The organism is Streptomyces sp. enrichment culture (assembly GCF_964273145.1).
Lineage (GTDB): Bacteria > Actinomycetota > Actinomycetes > Streptomycetales > Streptomycetaceae > Streptomyces.
The window spans coordinates 3,670,568-3,685,702 of record NZ_OZ186873.1 but is presented as its reverse complement, the minus strand read 5'-3'; the positions used below and the strand labels follow the sequence as shown (position 1 = coordinate 3,685,702).

Sequence of the window (15,135 nt, the reverse complement as noted above, 5' to 3'; positions counted from 1 at the left end):
GGCGTCCCACAGGTCGCACCGGTGGTCCCGCGGGAACGTGGTGGACGGCGTGGTCGCCTCGGGGGCGAGGGTGAGGACCTTCGGGAAGAGGGGCCGGCGCGGGGCGTCGGCGGCGTCGGTCCTCGCGAAGGCGGTCCAGTGGCCGAGCGTCCGGCCCGCCGGGGCGTTCCGGGCGGGGGTGCCGGTCACGCCGCCGAAGACGTACCGGATCTCCGATCCGCGCGGGGCGCCGAGCGGGAAGCCCACCGGGAGGTCCAGCTGGTCCATGGCGTGGCGGTCCGCGAACCCGCACTGGTACGACCGGGCGTGTCGGTCCGTCAGGGTGGCCGTCCGCGACCGGGGCGCCGGCGAACGCACCGCGGCCGGCGTCCGGGAAGGTGAGCGGGACGACGTCCCCGGCGGTGACCCGGTCACCGGTCAGCCGGAACGGGTGGTCGCGGACGGAGCGCGCGTACGCGTCGGAGAGGTCGCCGAAGGCGTCGTGGTCCCCGCGCGGATGCGTGTCCACGCCCCCACCTGTCCGTACGGCGAGGGCCGGTTCCGGTGACCCAGGTCACGGCGGAACCGGCCCTCACCGTACGGCCGTCGGCTAAACGCCCGCGTAGGAGTGCTTGCCGGAGACGAAGATGTTCACGCCGTAGTAGTTGAACAGCCAGCAGCCGAAGGCGATCAGCGCCAGGTAGGCGGCCTTGCGGCCCTTCCAGCCGGCGGTGGCGCGGGCGTGCAGGTAGCAGGCGTAGGCGACCCAAGTGATGAAGGACCAGGTCTCCTTGGGGTCCCAGCCCCAGTAGCGGCCCCAGGCGTCACCGGCCCAGATGGCGCCCGCGATGATCGTGAACGTCCACAGCGGGAAGACGGCGGCGTTGACGCGGTAGGAGAACTTGTCCAGGGAGGCCGCGGACGGCAGCCGGTCCAGCACCGAGTCGGCGAACCGGCCCGGGGTGCCGCCGGAGGCGAGCTTGTTCTCGTAGGAGTCCTTGAACAGGTACAGGACCGTGGCGACCGCGCCCACGTAGAACACCGCGCCGCAGAAGATCGCCGTGGAGACGTGGATGTACAGCCAGTACGAGTGCAGGGCGGGGACGAGCTGGTCGCTGGCGGTGTACAGGACGGTGACGGCCAGGCCCAGGTCGAGCAGGACCGTGGTGGTCAGGGGCAGGCCGAGCCAGCGGACGTTCTTCTTCAGGGCGAGCAGCGCGAGGTACACGCCGACGGCGACCGTGGAGAAGGTGATGTTGAACTCGTACATGTTGCCCCACGGCGCCCGCTGCACCGAGAGGGCCCGGGCGAGCACGCCGCCGAACTCGACGAGGAAGCCGAGCACGCTGAGGGAGATGGCGATGCGGCCGTAGAGGTCGCCCTTCTCCGTCCCGCCGTGCGCGCCCGGCCCGTCGGGTACGTCGCGGGAGCCGGCCGCGGAGCGCACGACGACCCGGGGCCGCTCCAGTACGGCGGTGGCGCCCGCCTTCCTCACGGTCACGGCCGGGGCCCCGGACCGCGTCCGCTCCTGCGCGGTGAGCGCGGCGGCGGTGCGGCCGACCTTGCTGCGGCTGCCGAAGAGCCACTCCGCGATGTAGGCGAAGAAGGCCAGGGTGTAGACGGCCATCGCGGAGTAGATCAGCACGTTGCTGATGCTCGCGAGGTTCTCGTTGGTCGCGGCGGCCAGGTGGGTCACGGCGGCCGGATCGGTGGCGGCGGCGAGAGTCACTTCTTCTCAGCCCTCTCGGCAGGTACGGCTGCGGGGTCGGGGGATTCCGGGGGGTCGGACGGGTCGGGTTCGGGGACGCCGGGCGCCTTCTCGTAGAGGGCCCCGGCGAGGTCGCCGAGCTCCTCGGGCACCTTGGCGGACTCGCTGCGGCCGAGGCCGGCCATCTCGACGACGGTGACGCCGTCGGCCCCCTTGACGGCCCGCACCCACACCCGGCGGCGCTGGATGAACAGGGAGCCGGCGAGACCGAGGATGGCGGCGACGGCACCGGCGAGCGCCCAGCCGCTGGCGGGCTGGCGGGTGATCTGGAAGCCCGCCCACTCCGTGACGCCCTCGAAGGTGACCGAGCCGGCGCCGTCGGGAAGGGTCATGGTCTGGCCGAGCGCGAGCTGCTTCTTGAACAGCTCGCCGTCGGCGTCCTTGAACTCCTTCAGGTTCTTCTTGTCGAGCTGGTACACGCTCTGCGGGATGCCCGAGTCGACGCCGAGGTCGCCGTGGTAGGCGGAGAGCGCCAGCATCGGGTTGATCACCGCGGGGAACTGCGACAGCATCGTCGTCCCCTTCCCGCCGTAGGTCGGCAGGAAGAAGGCGTTGAAGCCGAGCTGTTCCTTCTCGCCCTTGGCGTTGCGGTAGCCGTCCATCACCTTGACGGCGCCGGAGGAGGTGACGTTGGCGTCCAGCGGCAGCAGCGGCACCGCCTCGCGGTCCATCACGACGTTGCCCTTGCCGTCCCTGACGGTGAGGACGGGCGCGTAGCCGTGGCTGACGAGGTAGACCTTCGAGCCGCCGATCTCCAGCGGCTCGTTGACCTTGACGGTGGTCTCCCGCTCCTTGCCGTAGGCGCCGACGCTGTAGGCGAGGTCCGCCTCGAAGGTGCGCGGGGTGCCGCGGTTGGGGCCGGTGGCCTCGTAGGTGCCCCTGAAGTCCTTCAGGGTGAAGCTGAACGGCTCCAGGTCCTCCGGGGCGAACAGGGCGCCGGACTTCTTGTCGTCGTACTGGGTGAGGGTGTTGGCGAAGCCGTCGCCCTCCAGGATCAGCTTGTTGCCCTCGAACTTGAACAGCTGCCCCCAGGCGAACGCGACCAGCATCACGATCAGCGCGATGTGGAAGACGAGGTTGCCCACCTCGCGCAGGTAGCCCTTCTCGGCGGCGACGGCGTCGCCGGCGGCGTGGGCGCGGAAGCGGCGCTTGCCCAGCAGGGCGAGCGCGGCCTCGCGGACCTGCTCGGGTTCGGCCCCGGTGCGCCAGGTGGTGTAGGCGGGCAGCCGGTTCAGGCGCTTGGGGGCCTTCGGCGGGAGGCCGCGCAGCTGGCCGACGAACTGCCAGGTGCGCGGCACGATGCAGCCGATGAGGGAGACGAACAGCAGGATGTAGATCGCGGAGAACCACACCGAGCTGTAGACGTGGAAGAGCCCGAGCTTGTCGTAGATCGGTGCGAGGGTCTCGTGGTTCCTGCGGAACTCCTCGACCTTGGTGATGTCGATGCCGGACTGCGGGATCAGCGAACCGGGGATCGCGCCCAGCGACAGCAGCAGGAGCAGCAGCAGCGCGACCCGCATCGAAGTGAGCTGCCGCCAGAACCAGCGGGCCCAGCCGACGACGCCCAGGGAGGGCAGGTTCGGGGCCTCCTCCCGGGGGGCCGTGGACAGCTGCGAGCCGGCGGCGCCCAGGTCCCGGTCCTCGGCGGCGTCCGGGGCCTTGCCGGGCGGGGTCTCGCCGGCCGGGGACGTGTCGGTCGTGGTCTTGCTCATCAGATCCCCACAGTGAAGCCGTTGGACCAGGTCTGCACGGACTGCACGATGCTGTCCCACGCGCCGGTCAGCAGCAGCAGACCGGTGGCGATCATCATCGTGCCGCCGATGCGCATCACCCAGACGTAGTGGCGTTTGACCCAGCCGAAGGCCCCGAGGGCCTTGCGGAAGGCGACCGCGGCGAGCACGAAGGGCACGCCGAGGCCGAGGCAGTAGGCGACGGTCAGTATGGCGCCGCGGCCGGCGCTGGCCTGGTCGAAGGCGAGCGCCTGCACGGACCCGAGGGTGGGTCCGATGCAGGGCGTCCAGCCGATGCCGAACAGCGCGCCCAGCAGCGGAGCGCCGGTCAGTCCGGCCGTCGGGCGGGTGTGGAAGCGGAACTCGCGCTGGGTGAGCCAGGGCATCAGGCCCATGAAGAAGGCGCCCATGAGGATCATGAGTACGCCGAGGATCCGGGTCAGGGTGCCCTGGTAGTCCTGGAGCGTCTGCCCGAAGTACCCGAACAGCGCCCCGCCCGAGACGAACACCACGGTGAAGCCGAGGACGAAGAGGGCGGCGCCGGAGGCCATCCGGCCGCGCCGGGCCTCGGCCAGGTCGGTGCCGGTGACACCGGTCACGTAGGACAGGTAGCCGGGGACCAGGGGCAGGACGCAGGGCGAGAAGAAGGAGACGAGACCGGCGAGGACGGCGATGGGCAGGGCGAGCAGCAGCGCGCCGCTGCGCACCGTCTCGGCCGGGTCCGCGGCGAGCGTGGACAGTGCGCTCACGTCACTTCTCCGCCAGGACCGGTTCGATCATCGAGCGCAGTTTCTCCTCGCTGAGTGCCTGGAGGGTGCGCGCGGCGATCCTGCCGTCCCGGTCGATGACGAGCGTGGACGGGATGGCCTGCGGGTTGAGCGTGCCCTTCTCGAAGCGGAGCATCAGCTTGCCCGTCGGGTCGTACAGGCTCGGGTAGGTGATCCCGTACTCCTCCTCGAAGGCGCGGGCCGGTCCGATGGAGGTGTCGCGGGTGTTGATGCCGACGAACTGGACGCCCTGGTCCTTGACGTCCTCGTAGACCTTCTGGAAGTTCTTGGCCTCGGCTCGGCACGGCGGGCACCAGGAGCCCCACACGTTGAGGACGACGACCTTGCCCTTGTAGTCGTCGACGTCGAGCTGCTTGCCGTCGACGGTCTCGCCGGACAGGTCGGGGGCGTCGGCCCGCTCGCCCTTGCCGACCGTGGCGATGCCGTCGGAGCCGGTGATGAAGTGGGTGTCACCGCCTCCGCCGGAGGTCCCACCGGACCCGCACGCGGAGACGAGCAGCGCGGCCACGGCGGCACCGGCACCCAGGGCGGCGCGGCGGCGGACGCGGGCGGTGGCGCGGTTCGAGCGCAGGGGGGCGCGGCTGGCGGCACTCATGTGAAAAGTTTCGCATGTCCGTTCCGGGGATCTTTCGCACCCCCCTCGCGGGCGGGAATCCGCATTTCAGAGCGGTTTCGCCGCACGGCCGCCGGAGCCGCTCCCGCGGTGCGGCGGCCAGAGCCGCTCCCACCCCGCGGCCGGACGGTGAGGGCGCCCGTCCGCGGACCACCGCCCCGGCGCCTCACCGCCGCGCTACGCGCCGTACGCCTTGCCCTTCCCCTTGACGGGCCTGGCGCCCGCCAGCAGGTGGGCCGGGACGAGGTCGCGGGCCGGCTCGGTGTAGCCGACGGACACGATCCGGTCGCCCTGGTACGTGAACGACGTCAGCGACGCGAGCGTGCACTGCCGCTTGCGCGGGTCGTGCCACAGGCGGCGCCGCTCCACGTACGAGCGCACGATCCAGATCGGGAGCTGGTGGCTGACCAGCACCGCCTCGTGACCGCGCGCCCGGTCCCGGGCCGCGTGCAGCGCGCCCATCATGCGCACCACCTGGTCGATGTACGGCTCGCCCCACGACGGCCGGAACGGGTTGACCAGGTGCCGCCAGTTCTCCGGCCGGCGCAGCGCGCCGTCGCCGACGCCGAACGTCTTGCCCTGGAAGATGTTGTCGGCCTCGATGAGCCGCTCGTCGGTGTCCAGGTCCAGCCCGTGCGCCTTGGCGATCGGCGTCGCCGTCTCCTGCGCCCGCTCCAGCGGGGAGGCGGCGACGTACGTGACGTCGCGGGGGGCGAGGTGCTCGGCGACCCGCTCGGCCATGCGCCGGCCCAGCTCGGACAGGTGGTAGCCGGGCAGGCGGCCGTACAGGATGCCGGTGGGGTTCTCGACCTCACCGTGCCGCATCAGGTGGACGACGGTGATGTCCTTGCCGCCGGTGGTGTCCGTGCTCACGCGGTCGCCTCCGCCGCCGCCCGGGCCGCCGCCGGGAGCGCGTCGGCGATCCGCTGGATCGCCCGCTCGTCGTGGGCGGTGGACACGAACCAGGACTCGAAGGCCGACGGCGGCAGGTAGACGCCGCGCGCGAGCATCGCGTGGAAGAAGGCGTTGAAGCGGAACGCCTCCTGCGCCTTGGCGTCCGCGTAGTCGCGCACCGGCCGGTCGGTGAAGAAGACGGAGAACATGTTGGAGGCGGTCTGCACGGTGTGCGCCACGCCCTCCTTGCTCAGCGCCTCGGTCACCAGGGCCTGGATCTGCGCGGAGGCGGCGTTCACCTTCTCGTACGCCGCCTCGTCGAGCAGCCGCAGCTGGGCGAGGCCGGCGGCGGTGGCGACCGGGTTGCCGGAGAGGGTGCCCGCCTGGTAGACGGGGCCGGCCGGGGCGAGGTGCGCCATGACGTCGGCGCGCCCGCCGAAGGCCGCCGCCGGGAAGCCGCCGCCCATCACCTTGCCGAAGGTCATCAGGTCGGGGACGACGCCGTCGACCCCGAACCAGCCGGCCCTGCTGGTGCGGAAGCCGGTCATCACCTCGTCGGAGATGTACAGCGCGCCGTTGGCGGCGCACAGGTCCTTCAGCCCCTGGTTGAAGCCGGGCAGCGGCGGCACGACGCCCATGTTGCCGGGCGACGCCTCGGTGATCACGCAGGCGATCTCACCGGGGTGGGCGGCGAAGGCGGCGCGCACCGCGTCGAGGTCGTTGTACGGCAGGACGATGGTGTCGCCGGCCTGGGCGCCGGTGACGCCCGGGGTGTCCGGCAGCGCGAAGGTCGCCACACCGCTGCCGGCCGCCGCGAGCAGCGAGTCGACGTGCCCGTGGTAGCACCCGGCGAACTTGACCACCTTGGACCGCCGGGTGAACCCGCGGGCCAGGCGGATCGCCGACATGGTCGCCTCGGTGCCGCTGGACACCAGCCGCACCTGCTCCAGCGGCGCGACCCGGGCCACCATCTCCTCGGCGAGCGCGACCTCGCCCTCACCGGGCGTGCCGAAGGAGGTGCCGCGCGCGACCGCGTCCTGCACGGCGGCGACCACCTCGGGGTGCGCGTGCCCGAGGATCATCGGGCCCCAGGAGCAGACCAGGTCGACGTACTCCCGCCCGTCGGCGTCGGTCAGGTACGGCCCGGTGCCGGAGACCATGAACCGGGGCGTGCCGCCCACGGCGCGGAAGGCCCGCACCGGGGAGTTGACGCCACCGGGCGTGACGGCCGCCGCACGGTCGAACAGAGCCTGCGAGGCTGGGGCTTCGTATGGATATGCCAGATCGCTCATGACCTGCGACTTCTCCGACCTTCTCCGACTTGCTTTCTCGGGCTTCTCGCGCGTCTCGGGCTTCGCGGGCTTCTCGGATTCCGGTTGCCGTGACCTCCTCAGGGTAGGTCAGGGGGGCGGGCGGCACCGGGGCCCGGGGGGCACGGTCCCGGCCGCGGGCGGCTCCGGACCGTACGGGAACGGCCCGGGGGCCGTGCGGGGCCCGGGGGCCGGTGCGACGCGGAGTCCGGCGGGCGGCGCGACGCGGGGCCCGCGAACCGGCGAACCGGCGACCGGCACTGGTCGGACAACCAGCCACGGAGCCCCGTCGTCTGCAAGACTGGAGGCTGGTACACGGATTTCACACGGGCATGCGTGCGGGGGCTGCCCTCCTGCGGACAGATGTTCCACCGCACGTTTCGGCGCGCGGCCGTGGGGGAGGTCACTGACACGATGATCGGGTTGCGCGGCCGGGGCCACGCGTCCTAGAAAAGCAGTCGGGTGGAGATATGCATCGCGGTGGCGGACTGGGCGAGGGGACCGGCGATTTGGGTCCTCGGCGCGCCCGGCGGGGAAGGCACCGGCGCGACGCGGAGGAGACGACCGAAGCACGCCGGACCCACGGCGCACCGGGCGAGCCGGACCGGCTCGCCCACGGAGCCGACCGACTGAGGGCGGGGAGCAGGAGTGGTGGCCGGGTGGGGGTGACCTACAAGTACTTCGGCGCGCCCGACGGCGCGACCGCGGCCCGCGTCCCGATCTCGATGCGCCCCGAGGAACTCGGCGGTGACGAGCTCGGCATGAACGGCATGTTCACCAAGATCAAGCCGGAGACCATGGCGGCCATGGTCCTCACCGGCATCCAGGGTGTGCCCCTGCACCGCGTGCCCCCGCTGGAGCTGGTCGTCCTGCACCCCGACTACGCCGTCGTGAAGCTCCCCACGACCGTCGTCGACCCCCTGCGCGGCATCGGCGAGGAGACGGTGGGCGCGGCGGCCTTCATCTGGTCGACGGTGCCGGACCGGGGCGGCCCGCGGGACGCGTTCGCGGTGTACCGGCTGCTGCACGAGTGGCAGGACTTCAGCCACCGGCTGCACGAGGCGGGGCACCAGCCGTACTGCCTGGTGTGGCCCTGAACCGGGGTTCCTCCGGCGGCTGGGGATGACCCCCCACCGCCGCCGGGCCGTCGGGACGCCCGCTCCCGCACCGGAGCGGGCACGGTCCGCCGAGGTGAGCGGGCTCGCCGCGGACATCCGGAGCGCCCGAGTCCCGGAGAGCGAGGCGTTCTCCGGCCGGCTCTCCTCGTGGGGCGAGGAGGTCCCCGCCGACGGCGCCCGCGCTCCGGCCAGGGAGACGGCCGCGGACATCGCCACCTCGCGGAGCGCGGGGATCGAGCCGATGAACCGTCTGCTGGGCAAGGGCTGACCCCAACGCCGGTGCGGGGCGGGCCTGGTGCCGCCCCGTCGCTTCTTTTCCCCCCCCCGCTTGAATCCCGCATTCGCGCACCCTCTGTGTTTTCTGTGGTCTGTGACAGCGCCGTGACAAGGAACCCATAATTCCGCTGGCTGACGGTTCATAACCTTTGACCACGTCGACGCGGCCCGCGCCTTTCGGCCCCTACGGCCGACTTCAGGGCACGCGTCCGGTTTTCTCCGCCATCTCGCCGTCGTCCCGCGCCAGAAGGGCCACCTCCCTTGTCCACGAACCCCTCGTCCTCTTCCGTCCGTCCCTCCGGGTCCTCCCGCCGCCGCCGCGTGCTGCGTGGAGCGGTCGGCGCCGTCGCGGTGACCGGGGCGGTGTTCGCCTCCGCGGTGACCGCCTTCGCCACCACCCCCGCGCCGACCGCCTCCACTCCGGCCCCCGCTCCCTCCACCTCCGCTCCGGCCACCTCCGCCCCGGCCTCCCCGTCGGCGACCGCCTCCGCTCCGGCCGCCTCCTCACCGGCGGCGCCGGCGCCCTCCACCTCCGCCCCGGCACCGGAAACCCCCGCCCCCGCCTCCCCGAGCCCGTCGGCCACGGCGGACGACCGCGGGTCCGACGGTCAGGGACCGGTCACGCCCGTCCGGTGTGTGGTGACGGTGCGCCAGGACATAGGGGCGGGCACCACCGCGCTGATGACCATGAGCCCCTCCGGGCCGTCCGTGCTGTTCCAGGCATCGGGTGAGGACACGCTGCTGCCCGGCCTGTCGCTGAGCCGCACCCAGCCGAAGCTGCCCGCGAGCGCGGGCTTCGTCGCGGAGATCCTCCGGCCGTACAGCGGCAACCCGCAGCTGCTGACGAACATGGAGGGCGGCGGCCACCCGGCGTCGGTCGCCTCCTTCCCCCGCCTGCCCGAGGGGTGCGGTCCCGCCGACGTGCCCGGTACCGGCGGATCCGGTACCGCCTCCCGCCAGGTCTCCGTCATCCCGAAGGGTGGCGTGGCGGCCGGCTACGAGGTGTCCGGCGACGGCGAGGCCGCGTTCCCGACGCCCGGCGGAACCACCGCGGCGGCCCTCGGCGCCGCCGGCGCCGCCGGTATCGCCTTCGTCGTGGTGCGCCGCCGCAGGGCCGCCGCTCCCACTCGCTGAAGCCGCACCCGACCTCGCCCCGGGCGGGCCGGCCCGGCACCCGGCACACCGCCGGACCGGCCGGCCCGGGGCCTTCCAGGAGACCGCCCATGCGCCCGTCCCGCGCACACCGTCTGGCCGCGGCCCTGCTCGCCCTGCCGCTCGCCGTCGCGCTCAGCGGCTGCGGGGGCAGCCGGCCGCAGCCCGCCCCGCCCCCGGACATCCCCGCGTCCGCCACCGCACCCGCCACCGCTCCCGCCGCCGCTCCCGCCGCCGCTCCCGTGCCGAAGGCGGCCCCGGCCGCGCTGCCCGCATCGCTCCCGGTCCGGGTCGTCATCCCCTCCGCCGGGGTGGACGCCGCTCCCCTGCTGCGGCTCGGCCTGAACGCCGACGGCACGATCGAGGTCCCCTCCGTGGCCCAGGCCGACCGCATCGGCTGGTACGAGAACGGGGTGACCCCCGGCGAGACCGGACCCGCCGTCCTCGTCGGCCACTTCGACACGGTGAACGGGCCGGCGGTCATGAGGAACGTCGACCGGATCAAGCCCGGCGACCGGATCGACGTCACCCGCGAGGACGGTACCCGGGCGGTCTTCGCCGTCACCGCGCTGGAGCAGGTCGACAAGGACGCGTTCCCCACCCGGAAGGTCTACGGGCGCACCAGCCGCCCGGAACTGCGCCTGATCACCTGCGGGGGCGACATCGTCCACGGCCACCGCCCGGACAACATCATCGTCTACGCCGACCTCGTGGGCTGAGGGGAGGACCCCGTGCGACGGGCCCCCGGCCGGGACCCGGCCCGCCCTCCACGGCCGGTGACGCCCGGCCTCGCGCCGGGCCCGAAGCCCGGCGCGGTGCCGCCGTCGCCTCAGCCCAGGCCGGCGAGCAGTTCGTTGCACGCCTGCTCGCAGCGTCGGCACGCCTCGGCGCAGACCCGGCAGTGCTCGTGCATGTCCGCGTGAGCGGCGCACTCGTCACCGCACGCCTTGCAGACGGTGGCGCAGGCCTGCAGGACGGCCCGCGTGATGTTGGCGTCGTAGCCGGTGTGGCGGGACAGGACCGACGCGGTGGCGTTGCAGACGTCGGCGCAGTCCATGTCGGTACGGATGCACTTGGTCAGGTCTCCGACCATGCCCTCCGACAGGCAGGCGTCCGCGCACGCGGTGCACGCCTGCGCGCAGGCGAGGCACTCCTCGATGCACCTGGCCATGGCTTCCCGGTCCACGCCGCCCAGGTCGGCGGGGTACGTGCGGAGCATGTCGTTCACGGAAGTGGTCATGCGTTCGCTCCTGTTCTGCGGCCGGCGGGGCACCGGACGGCACCCGTCGCCCCGGTGCCGACCGAGTAACACCGGGTGCCGCGCCGCAAACGGCCGCCTCGGAAGGCCTCCGCGAACGGGGAGGGCGGGGCGTGGGGGGGCGCACACGGGCGCACGCGCCCCTCACGCCCCGCCCTCGTCCTCCTCCGGGCCCGCCGCGCCCACCGTGAACCCGATCACCGAGCCGCCCCCGTCCCGCCGGTGCGCGAACGGCGTTCCCCCGTGTGCGAGCGCCACCTCCCGCACGATGGACAGGCCGAGGCCCGAGCCGGGCAGGGAGCGGGCGTCGGCGGCGCGGTAGAAGCGGTCGAAGACGCGGTCCAGGTCGGCGTCGGCGATGCCGGGGCCGCGGTCGAGGACCTCGACGCGGACCGGACCGGGCCGGGCCGGCCCGGCGACGGCGACCTCGATGGGCGCCCTGCCGTCGTGGTCGAACTTCGCCGCGTTCTCCACCAGGTTGGACAGCGCGCGGATCAGCATGCCGGGGCGGCCGACGGCCACCGTCTCGCCGCACGCCCGGACCGTGATCTTCCGTCCGGTGCGGCGGCGGACCGGTGCCACGGCCTCCCGGGCGAGCTCGGCGAGGTCCACGCGCCGCGCCGGCTCGGTGTCGGACTGGCCGGCCGCCAGGTCGACCAGCTCGTTGACCAGGTCGGTCAGTTCGCGGGCCTCCTGGCCGAGGTCGGTGACCAGTTCCTCGCGGGCCCGGGGCGGCAGTTCGTCGATGCGGCGCAGCAGCGAGATGTTGGTGCGCAGGGAGGTCAGCGGGGTGCGCAGTTCGTGGCCGGCGTCCTGGACCAGGCGGCGCTGGTCCTCCTCGGACTGGGCGAGGCGGCCCAGCATGCGGTCGAAGGCGCGGCCGAGGCGGCCCACCTCGTCGTAGCCGGTGACGGGGACCTGGATGCCGAGGCGGCGGGTGCGGGCGACGTCCTCGGCGGCGGCGGTCAGCGCCACCAGACGGCGGGTGATGCGCCGGGCCAGCCACCAGCCGAACAGGCCGGCGGCGGTGACGACCGCCGCCATCAGGAGCAGGGTCCGCCGCTGGAGGGCCCGCAGCAGGTCCTCGGTGTCGCTGAACTCCTGCGCCACCTGCACCGCGCCCCGTCCGTCGCCGAGGGCGACGGTCGCGATGCGGTAGACGCCGTCGCCGACGCGGACGTCCTCGTGCTGGACCATCCGCCCGGCCGTCGCGGCGCGTGCCGTGGCGCGGTCGGTGGCGGTGACGGGCAGTCGCGGGCTGGAGGGGTCGGAGACGGTGCCGTCCGGGTCGAGCACCTGCACGTCCGTGCGGGCGGGGCGCACGAGGTCGTGGCCGGGCGCGGTGGAGGAGAAGTCGGCGGGGGACATCCGGATCCGCCGGACCTCGCCCCGCAGGTCCTGCACGACCTCCGCGAAGACGGTCTCGTGGTCCACGCGGACCATGCGGGCGGCGGCGTTGTACGACAGCACGCCGACGAGGACCGTGACCGCGGCGGCGACGGTCGCGAACGACACCGCGAACGTCGTCCGCAGCGACAGCAGCCGGGGCCGCCGGGCCCGGCCCGGACCGCCCACTCAGCCCTCCCGCAGGACGTAACCCACGCCGCGCACCGTGTGGATCAGCTGCGGCGCGCCCGGCTCGTCCAGCTTGCGGCGCAGGTAGCCGACGTACACGGCCAGGTTCTTCGAGCCGGGGCCGAAGTCGTAGCCCCAGATGCGGTCGTAGATGGTGGAGTGGTCGAGCACGATGCCCGCGTTGCGCACCAGCAGCGCCAGCAGCTCGAACTCGGTGCGGGTCAGCTCCAGCTCCCGCCCGCCCCGCCAGGCACGGCGGGCCCGCAGGTCCATGCGCAGCCCGGCCGCCTCCACGAGCCGCTCGGCGGCGGTCCGGCCGCGGGCCTGCCCGGCCGCGCCCGGCGTCTGTTCCGCGCCCGGATGCGGCGCCGCCGGCATGTCGCCGGGCGGGCCGTAACCGCCCGCGTCCACCGGGCCGACGCGGCGCAGCAGGGCGCGCAGCCGGGCGAAGACCTCCTCGACGTCGAACGGCTTGACGACGTAGTCGTCGGCGCCCGCGTCCAGCCCGGCGATCCGGTCGGCGGTCTCCACGAGCGCCGTCAGCATCAGGATCGGGGTGCGGTCGCCCTCCGCGCGCAGGGCCCGGCAGACCTCCAGGCCGTCGAGACCGGGCATCATCACGTCCAGCACGAGCACGTCGGGGCGGCCGCGCCGGGCCTGTGCCAGCGCCTCCGTGCCGTCGGCGACCGCCGTGACCCGGTAGCCCTCCAGCGTGAGGGCCCGTTCCAGGGCGTGGCGGATGGCGCGGTCGTCCTCGGCGAGCAGAACAGTGTGGGGCACCCCTCCAGTCTGCCAAGGCGCCGGGCGGGGCGGCCCCGAGGAACCGTGCTCCCCGGGGCCGCCCCGCTCACCGCCCGCTCACCCGTCGGTGTCCGCCCGCAGCGCCGCGAGCCGTTCCTCGAACGGGACCACCCGCGGCGCCCGTCCGGCCGGAGGCTCCGCCACCGTTGCCCGCATCAGCGCCGCCAGTTCCCCCGCGGCCCGCTCGATCCGCCCGTCCAGTCCCCCCGCGCCCCAGTCCTCGGAGGCGGCGTAGACCCCGGTCGGGACGACGACGGCCTTGAGGTGGGCGAAGAGCGGACGCAGGGCGTGGTCCAGGACGAGGGAGTGCCGGGCGGTGCCGCCGGTCGCGGCGATCAGGACCGGCTTCCCGGCGAGCGCGTCCGCGTCGTACCCGCTCAGGGTGTCGAAGAACGACTTGAACAGCCCGCTGTACGACGCCGAGAACACCGGGGTGACGACGATCAGGCCGTCGGCGGCGGTGACCGCGTCGAACGCGGCGGACAGCGCCCGCCCGGGGAATCCGCTGGTGAAGTTGTGGGCGATCTCCACGGCGAGGTCGCGCACCTCCACCACCCGGGTCTCCGCGAGGGCCCGTCCGGTGACGGCGGCGGCCAGCCGGTCGCCCAGCAGCCGCGTGGAGGACGGGACGCCCAGCCCCGCCGAGACGACGACGAGCCTCATCACGCGGTCGCCTCCCCGGTGCCCTCGGGCCGCGGCCTGGCCGCCGCCAGCAGGGAGGCGTGGGTGGGGGCGTCCGGCACCTGCGCCGGGCGGCCGATCGCGAACTCCTCGCGCAGCACCGGCACGACCTCCTCGCCGAGCAGGTCGATCTGCTCCAGCACGGTCTTCAGGGGCAGGCCCGCGTGGTCGATGAGGAAGAGCTGGCGCTGGTAGTCGCCGGCGTACTCGCGGAAGGACAGGGTCTTCTCGATCACCTGCTGCGGGGAGCCGACGGTCAGCGGCGTCTGCGCGGTGAAGTCCTCCAACGACGGGCCGTGCCCGTAGACGGGGGCGACGTCGAAGTAGGGGCGGAACTCACGCACCGCGTCCTGGGAGTTCCTCCGCATGAACACCTGTCCGCCGAGCCCGACGATCGCCTGCTCGGGGGTGCCGTGCCCGTAGTGGGCGTAGCGGTTGCGGTACAGCTCGACCATGCGCTTGGTGTGGTCGGCGGGCCAGAAGATGTTGTTGTGGAAGAAGCCGTCGCCGTAGTACGCGGCCTGCTCGGCGATCTCCGGCGAGCGGATCGAGCCGTGCCAGACGAAGGGCGGTACGCCGTCCAGCGGGCGCGGGGTGGAGGTGAAGCCCTGCAGCGGGGTGCGGAACTTCCCCTCCCAGTCCACGACGTCCTCGCGCCACAGCCGGTGCAGCAGGGCGTAGTTCTCGATGGCGAGGTTGATGCCCTCGCGGATGTCCTTGCCGAACCACGGGTAGACCGGGCCGGTGTTGCCGCGCCCCATCATCAGGTCGACGCGCCCGTCGGCCAGGTGCTGGAGCATCGCGTAGTCCTCGGCGATCTTCACCGGGTCGTTGGTGGTGATCAGCGTGGTGGACGTGGACAGGATCAGCCGCTGGGTCTGCGCCGCGATGTAACCGAGCATCGTGGTCGGTGACGAGGGCACGAACGGCGGGTTGTGGTGCTCGCCGGTCGCGAAGACGTCCAGGCCGACCTCCTCGGCCTTCAGCGCGATGGCGACCATGGCCTTGATCCGCTCGCGCTCGGTCGGCGTACGGCCGGTCGTCGGGTCCGGCGTGACGTCGCCGACGGTGAAGATCCCGAACTGCATGGTCGCTCAACCTCCAGTTGTTGACCATTCAACTATAACCGTCGAACGGCGCACCCGCCGGTTGTATTCCGCGACCACTGTCGGAGCGGAGGGCCGGTACGGCC

At 73.4% G+C, this 15,135-nt stretch carries 16 protein-coding genes; 5 read left to right on the top strand and 11 right to left on the bottom strand.

What is annotated here, in order from left to right; translation table 11 throughout:
• The first annotated feature begins 70 nt into the window (after positions 1 to 70).
• On the top strand, positions 71 to 547 hold the full coding sequence (locus ACSU6Z_RS16685; RefSeq protein WP_437046536.1) for a hypothetical protein: 477 nt from the start codon (positions 71 to 73) through the stop codon (positions 545 to 547).
• A gap of 42 nt (positions 548 to 589) precedes the next feature.
• Here the strand turns inward: ACSU6Z_RS16685 and ccsB are convergent, their stop codons facing one another.
• The 6 genes from ccsB to hemL all read right to left on the bottom strand — a co-directional run bounded on the left by ccsB (position 590) and on the right by hemL (position 7,064).
• Positions 590 to 1,708, bottom strand: a complete 1,119-nt coding sequence (gene ccsB, locus ACSU6Z_RS16680) for a c-type cytochrome biogenesis protein CcsB (RefSeq protein ID WP_437046534.1) — start codon at positions 1,706 to 1,708, stop codon at positions 590 to 592.
• Complete coding sequence (resB, locus tag ACSU6Z_RS16675; RefSeq protein WP_437046533.1) at positions 1,705 to 3,459, bottom strand: cytochrome c biogenesis protein ResB; 1,755 nt, start codon at positions 3,457 to 3,459, stop codon at positions 1,705 to 1,707. The genes ccsB and resB overlap by 4 nt, the downstream gene beginning before the upstream one ends.
• Entirely contained in the window at positions 3,459 to 4,226 is a 768-nt protein-coding gene (locus ACSU6Z_RS16670) for a cytochrome c biogenesis CcdA family protein (protein WP_437046531.1), read from the bottom strand. Before ACSU6Z_RS16670 ends, resB begins: the two co-directional genes overlap by 1 nt.
• A 1-nt stretch (position 4,227) precedes the next feature.
• Entirely contained in the window at positions 4,228 to 4,860 is a 633-nt protein-coding gene (locus tag ACSU6Z_RS16665; protein ID WP_437046529.1) for a TlpA family protein disulfide reductase, read from the bottom strand.
• 195 nt (positions 4,861 to 5,055) lie between these two features.
• On the bottom strand, positions 5,056 to 5,703 hold the full coding sequence (locus tag ACSU6Z_RS16660; protein ID WP_437050349.1) for a histidine phosphatase family protein: 648 nt from the start codon (positions 5,701 to 5,703) through the stop codon (positions 5,056 to 5,058).
• Positions 5,704 to 5,747: 44 nt separating this feature from the next.
• Entirely contained in the window at positions 5,748 to 7,064 is a 1,317-nt protein-coding gene (hemL, locus tag ACSU6Z_RS16655; RefSeq protein ID WP_437046527.1) for a glutamate-1-semialdehyde 2,1-aminomutase, read from the bottom strand.
• 488 nt (positions 7,065 to 7,552) lie between these two features.
• Here hemL and ACSU6Z_RS16650 point away from each other — a divergent pair, with 488 nt between their 5' ends.
• From ACSU6Z_RS16650 to ACSU6Z_RS16635, 4 genes are all read left to right on the top strand, one after another.
• Positions 7,553 to 8,179, top strand: coding sequence for a hypothetical protein (locus ACSU6Z_RS16650; RefSeq protein WP_437046526.1), 627 nt, complete (start codon positions 7,553 to 7,555; stop codon positions 8,177 to 8,179).
• A gap of 94 nt (positions 8,180 to 8,273) precedes the next feature.
• Entirely contained in the window at positions 8,274 to 8,468 is a 195-nt protein-coding gene (locus tag ACSU6Z_RS16645) for a hypothetical protein (protein WP_437046524.1), read from the top strand.
• 269 nt (positions 8,469 to 8,737) lie between these two features.
• Entirely contained in the window at positions 8,738 to 9,610 is an 873-nt protein-coding gene (locus tag ACSU6Z_RS16640) for a hypothetical protein (RefSeq protein ID WP_437046522.1), read from the top strand.
• An 89-nt stretch (positions 9,611 to 9,699) separates the two neighbouring features.
• Positions 9,700 to 10,347: a class F sortase gene (locus ACSU6Z_RS16635; RefSeq protein WP_437046520.1), complete on the top strand. Its 648-nt coding sequence runs from the start codon at positions 9,700 to 9,702 to the stop codon at positions 10,345 to 10,347.
• Between the two features lie 110 nt (positions 10,348 to 10,457).
• On the opposite strand, the gene ACSU6Z_RS16630 is transcribed toward ACSU6Z_RS16635, so the two are convergent.
• The 5 genes from ACSU6Z_RS16630 to ACSU6Z_RS16610 all read right to left on the bottom strand — a co-directional run bounded on the left by ACSU6Z_RS16630 (position 10,458) and on the right by ACSU6Z_RS16610 (position 15,031).
• Entirely contained in the window at positions 10,458 to 10,868 is a 411-nt protein-coding gene (locus ACSU6Z_RS16630; RefSeq protein ID WP_437046518.1) for a four-helix bundle copper-binding protein, read from the bottom strand.
• A gap of 162 nt (positions 10,869 to 11,030) precedes the next feature.
• Positions 11,031 to 12,461, bottom strand: a complete 1,431-nt coding sequence (locus ACSU6Z_RS16625) for an ATP-binding protein (RefSeq protein WP_437046516.1) — start codon at positions 12,459 to 12,461, stop codon at positions 11,031 to 11,033.
• A complete protein-coding gene (locus tag ACSU6Z_RS16620; RefSeq protein WP_437046514.1) occupies positions 12,462 to 13,241 on the bottom strand; it encodes a response regulator transcription factor in 780 nt (259 codons plus the stop codon).
• A 78-nt stretch (positions 13,242 to 13,319) separates the two neighbouring features.
• The gene (locus ACSU6Z_RS16615) at positions 13,320 to 13,925 is read right to left on the bottom strand and encodes an FMN reductase (protein ID WP_437046512.1); all 606 of its coding nucleotides are present in this window, start codon (positions 13,923 to 13,925) and stop codon (positions 13,320 to 13,322) included.
• Positions 13,925 to 15,031: an LLM class flavin-dependent oxidoreductase gene (locus ACSU6Z_RS16610; RefSeq protein WP_437046510.1), complete on the bottom strand. Its 1,107-nt coding sequence runs from the start codon at positions 15,029 to 15,031 to the stop codon at positions 13,925 to 13,927. Before ACSU6Z_RS16610 ends, ACSU6Z_RS16615 begins: the two co-directional genes overlap by 1 nt.
• Positions 15,032 to 15,135: the final 104 nt, after the last annotated feature.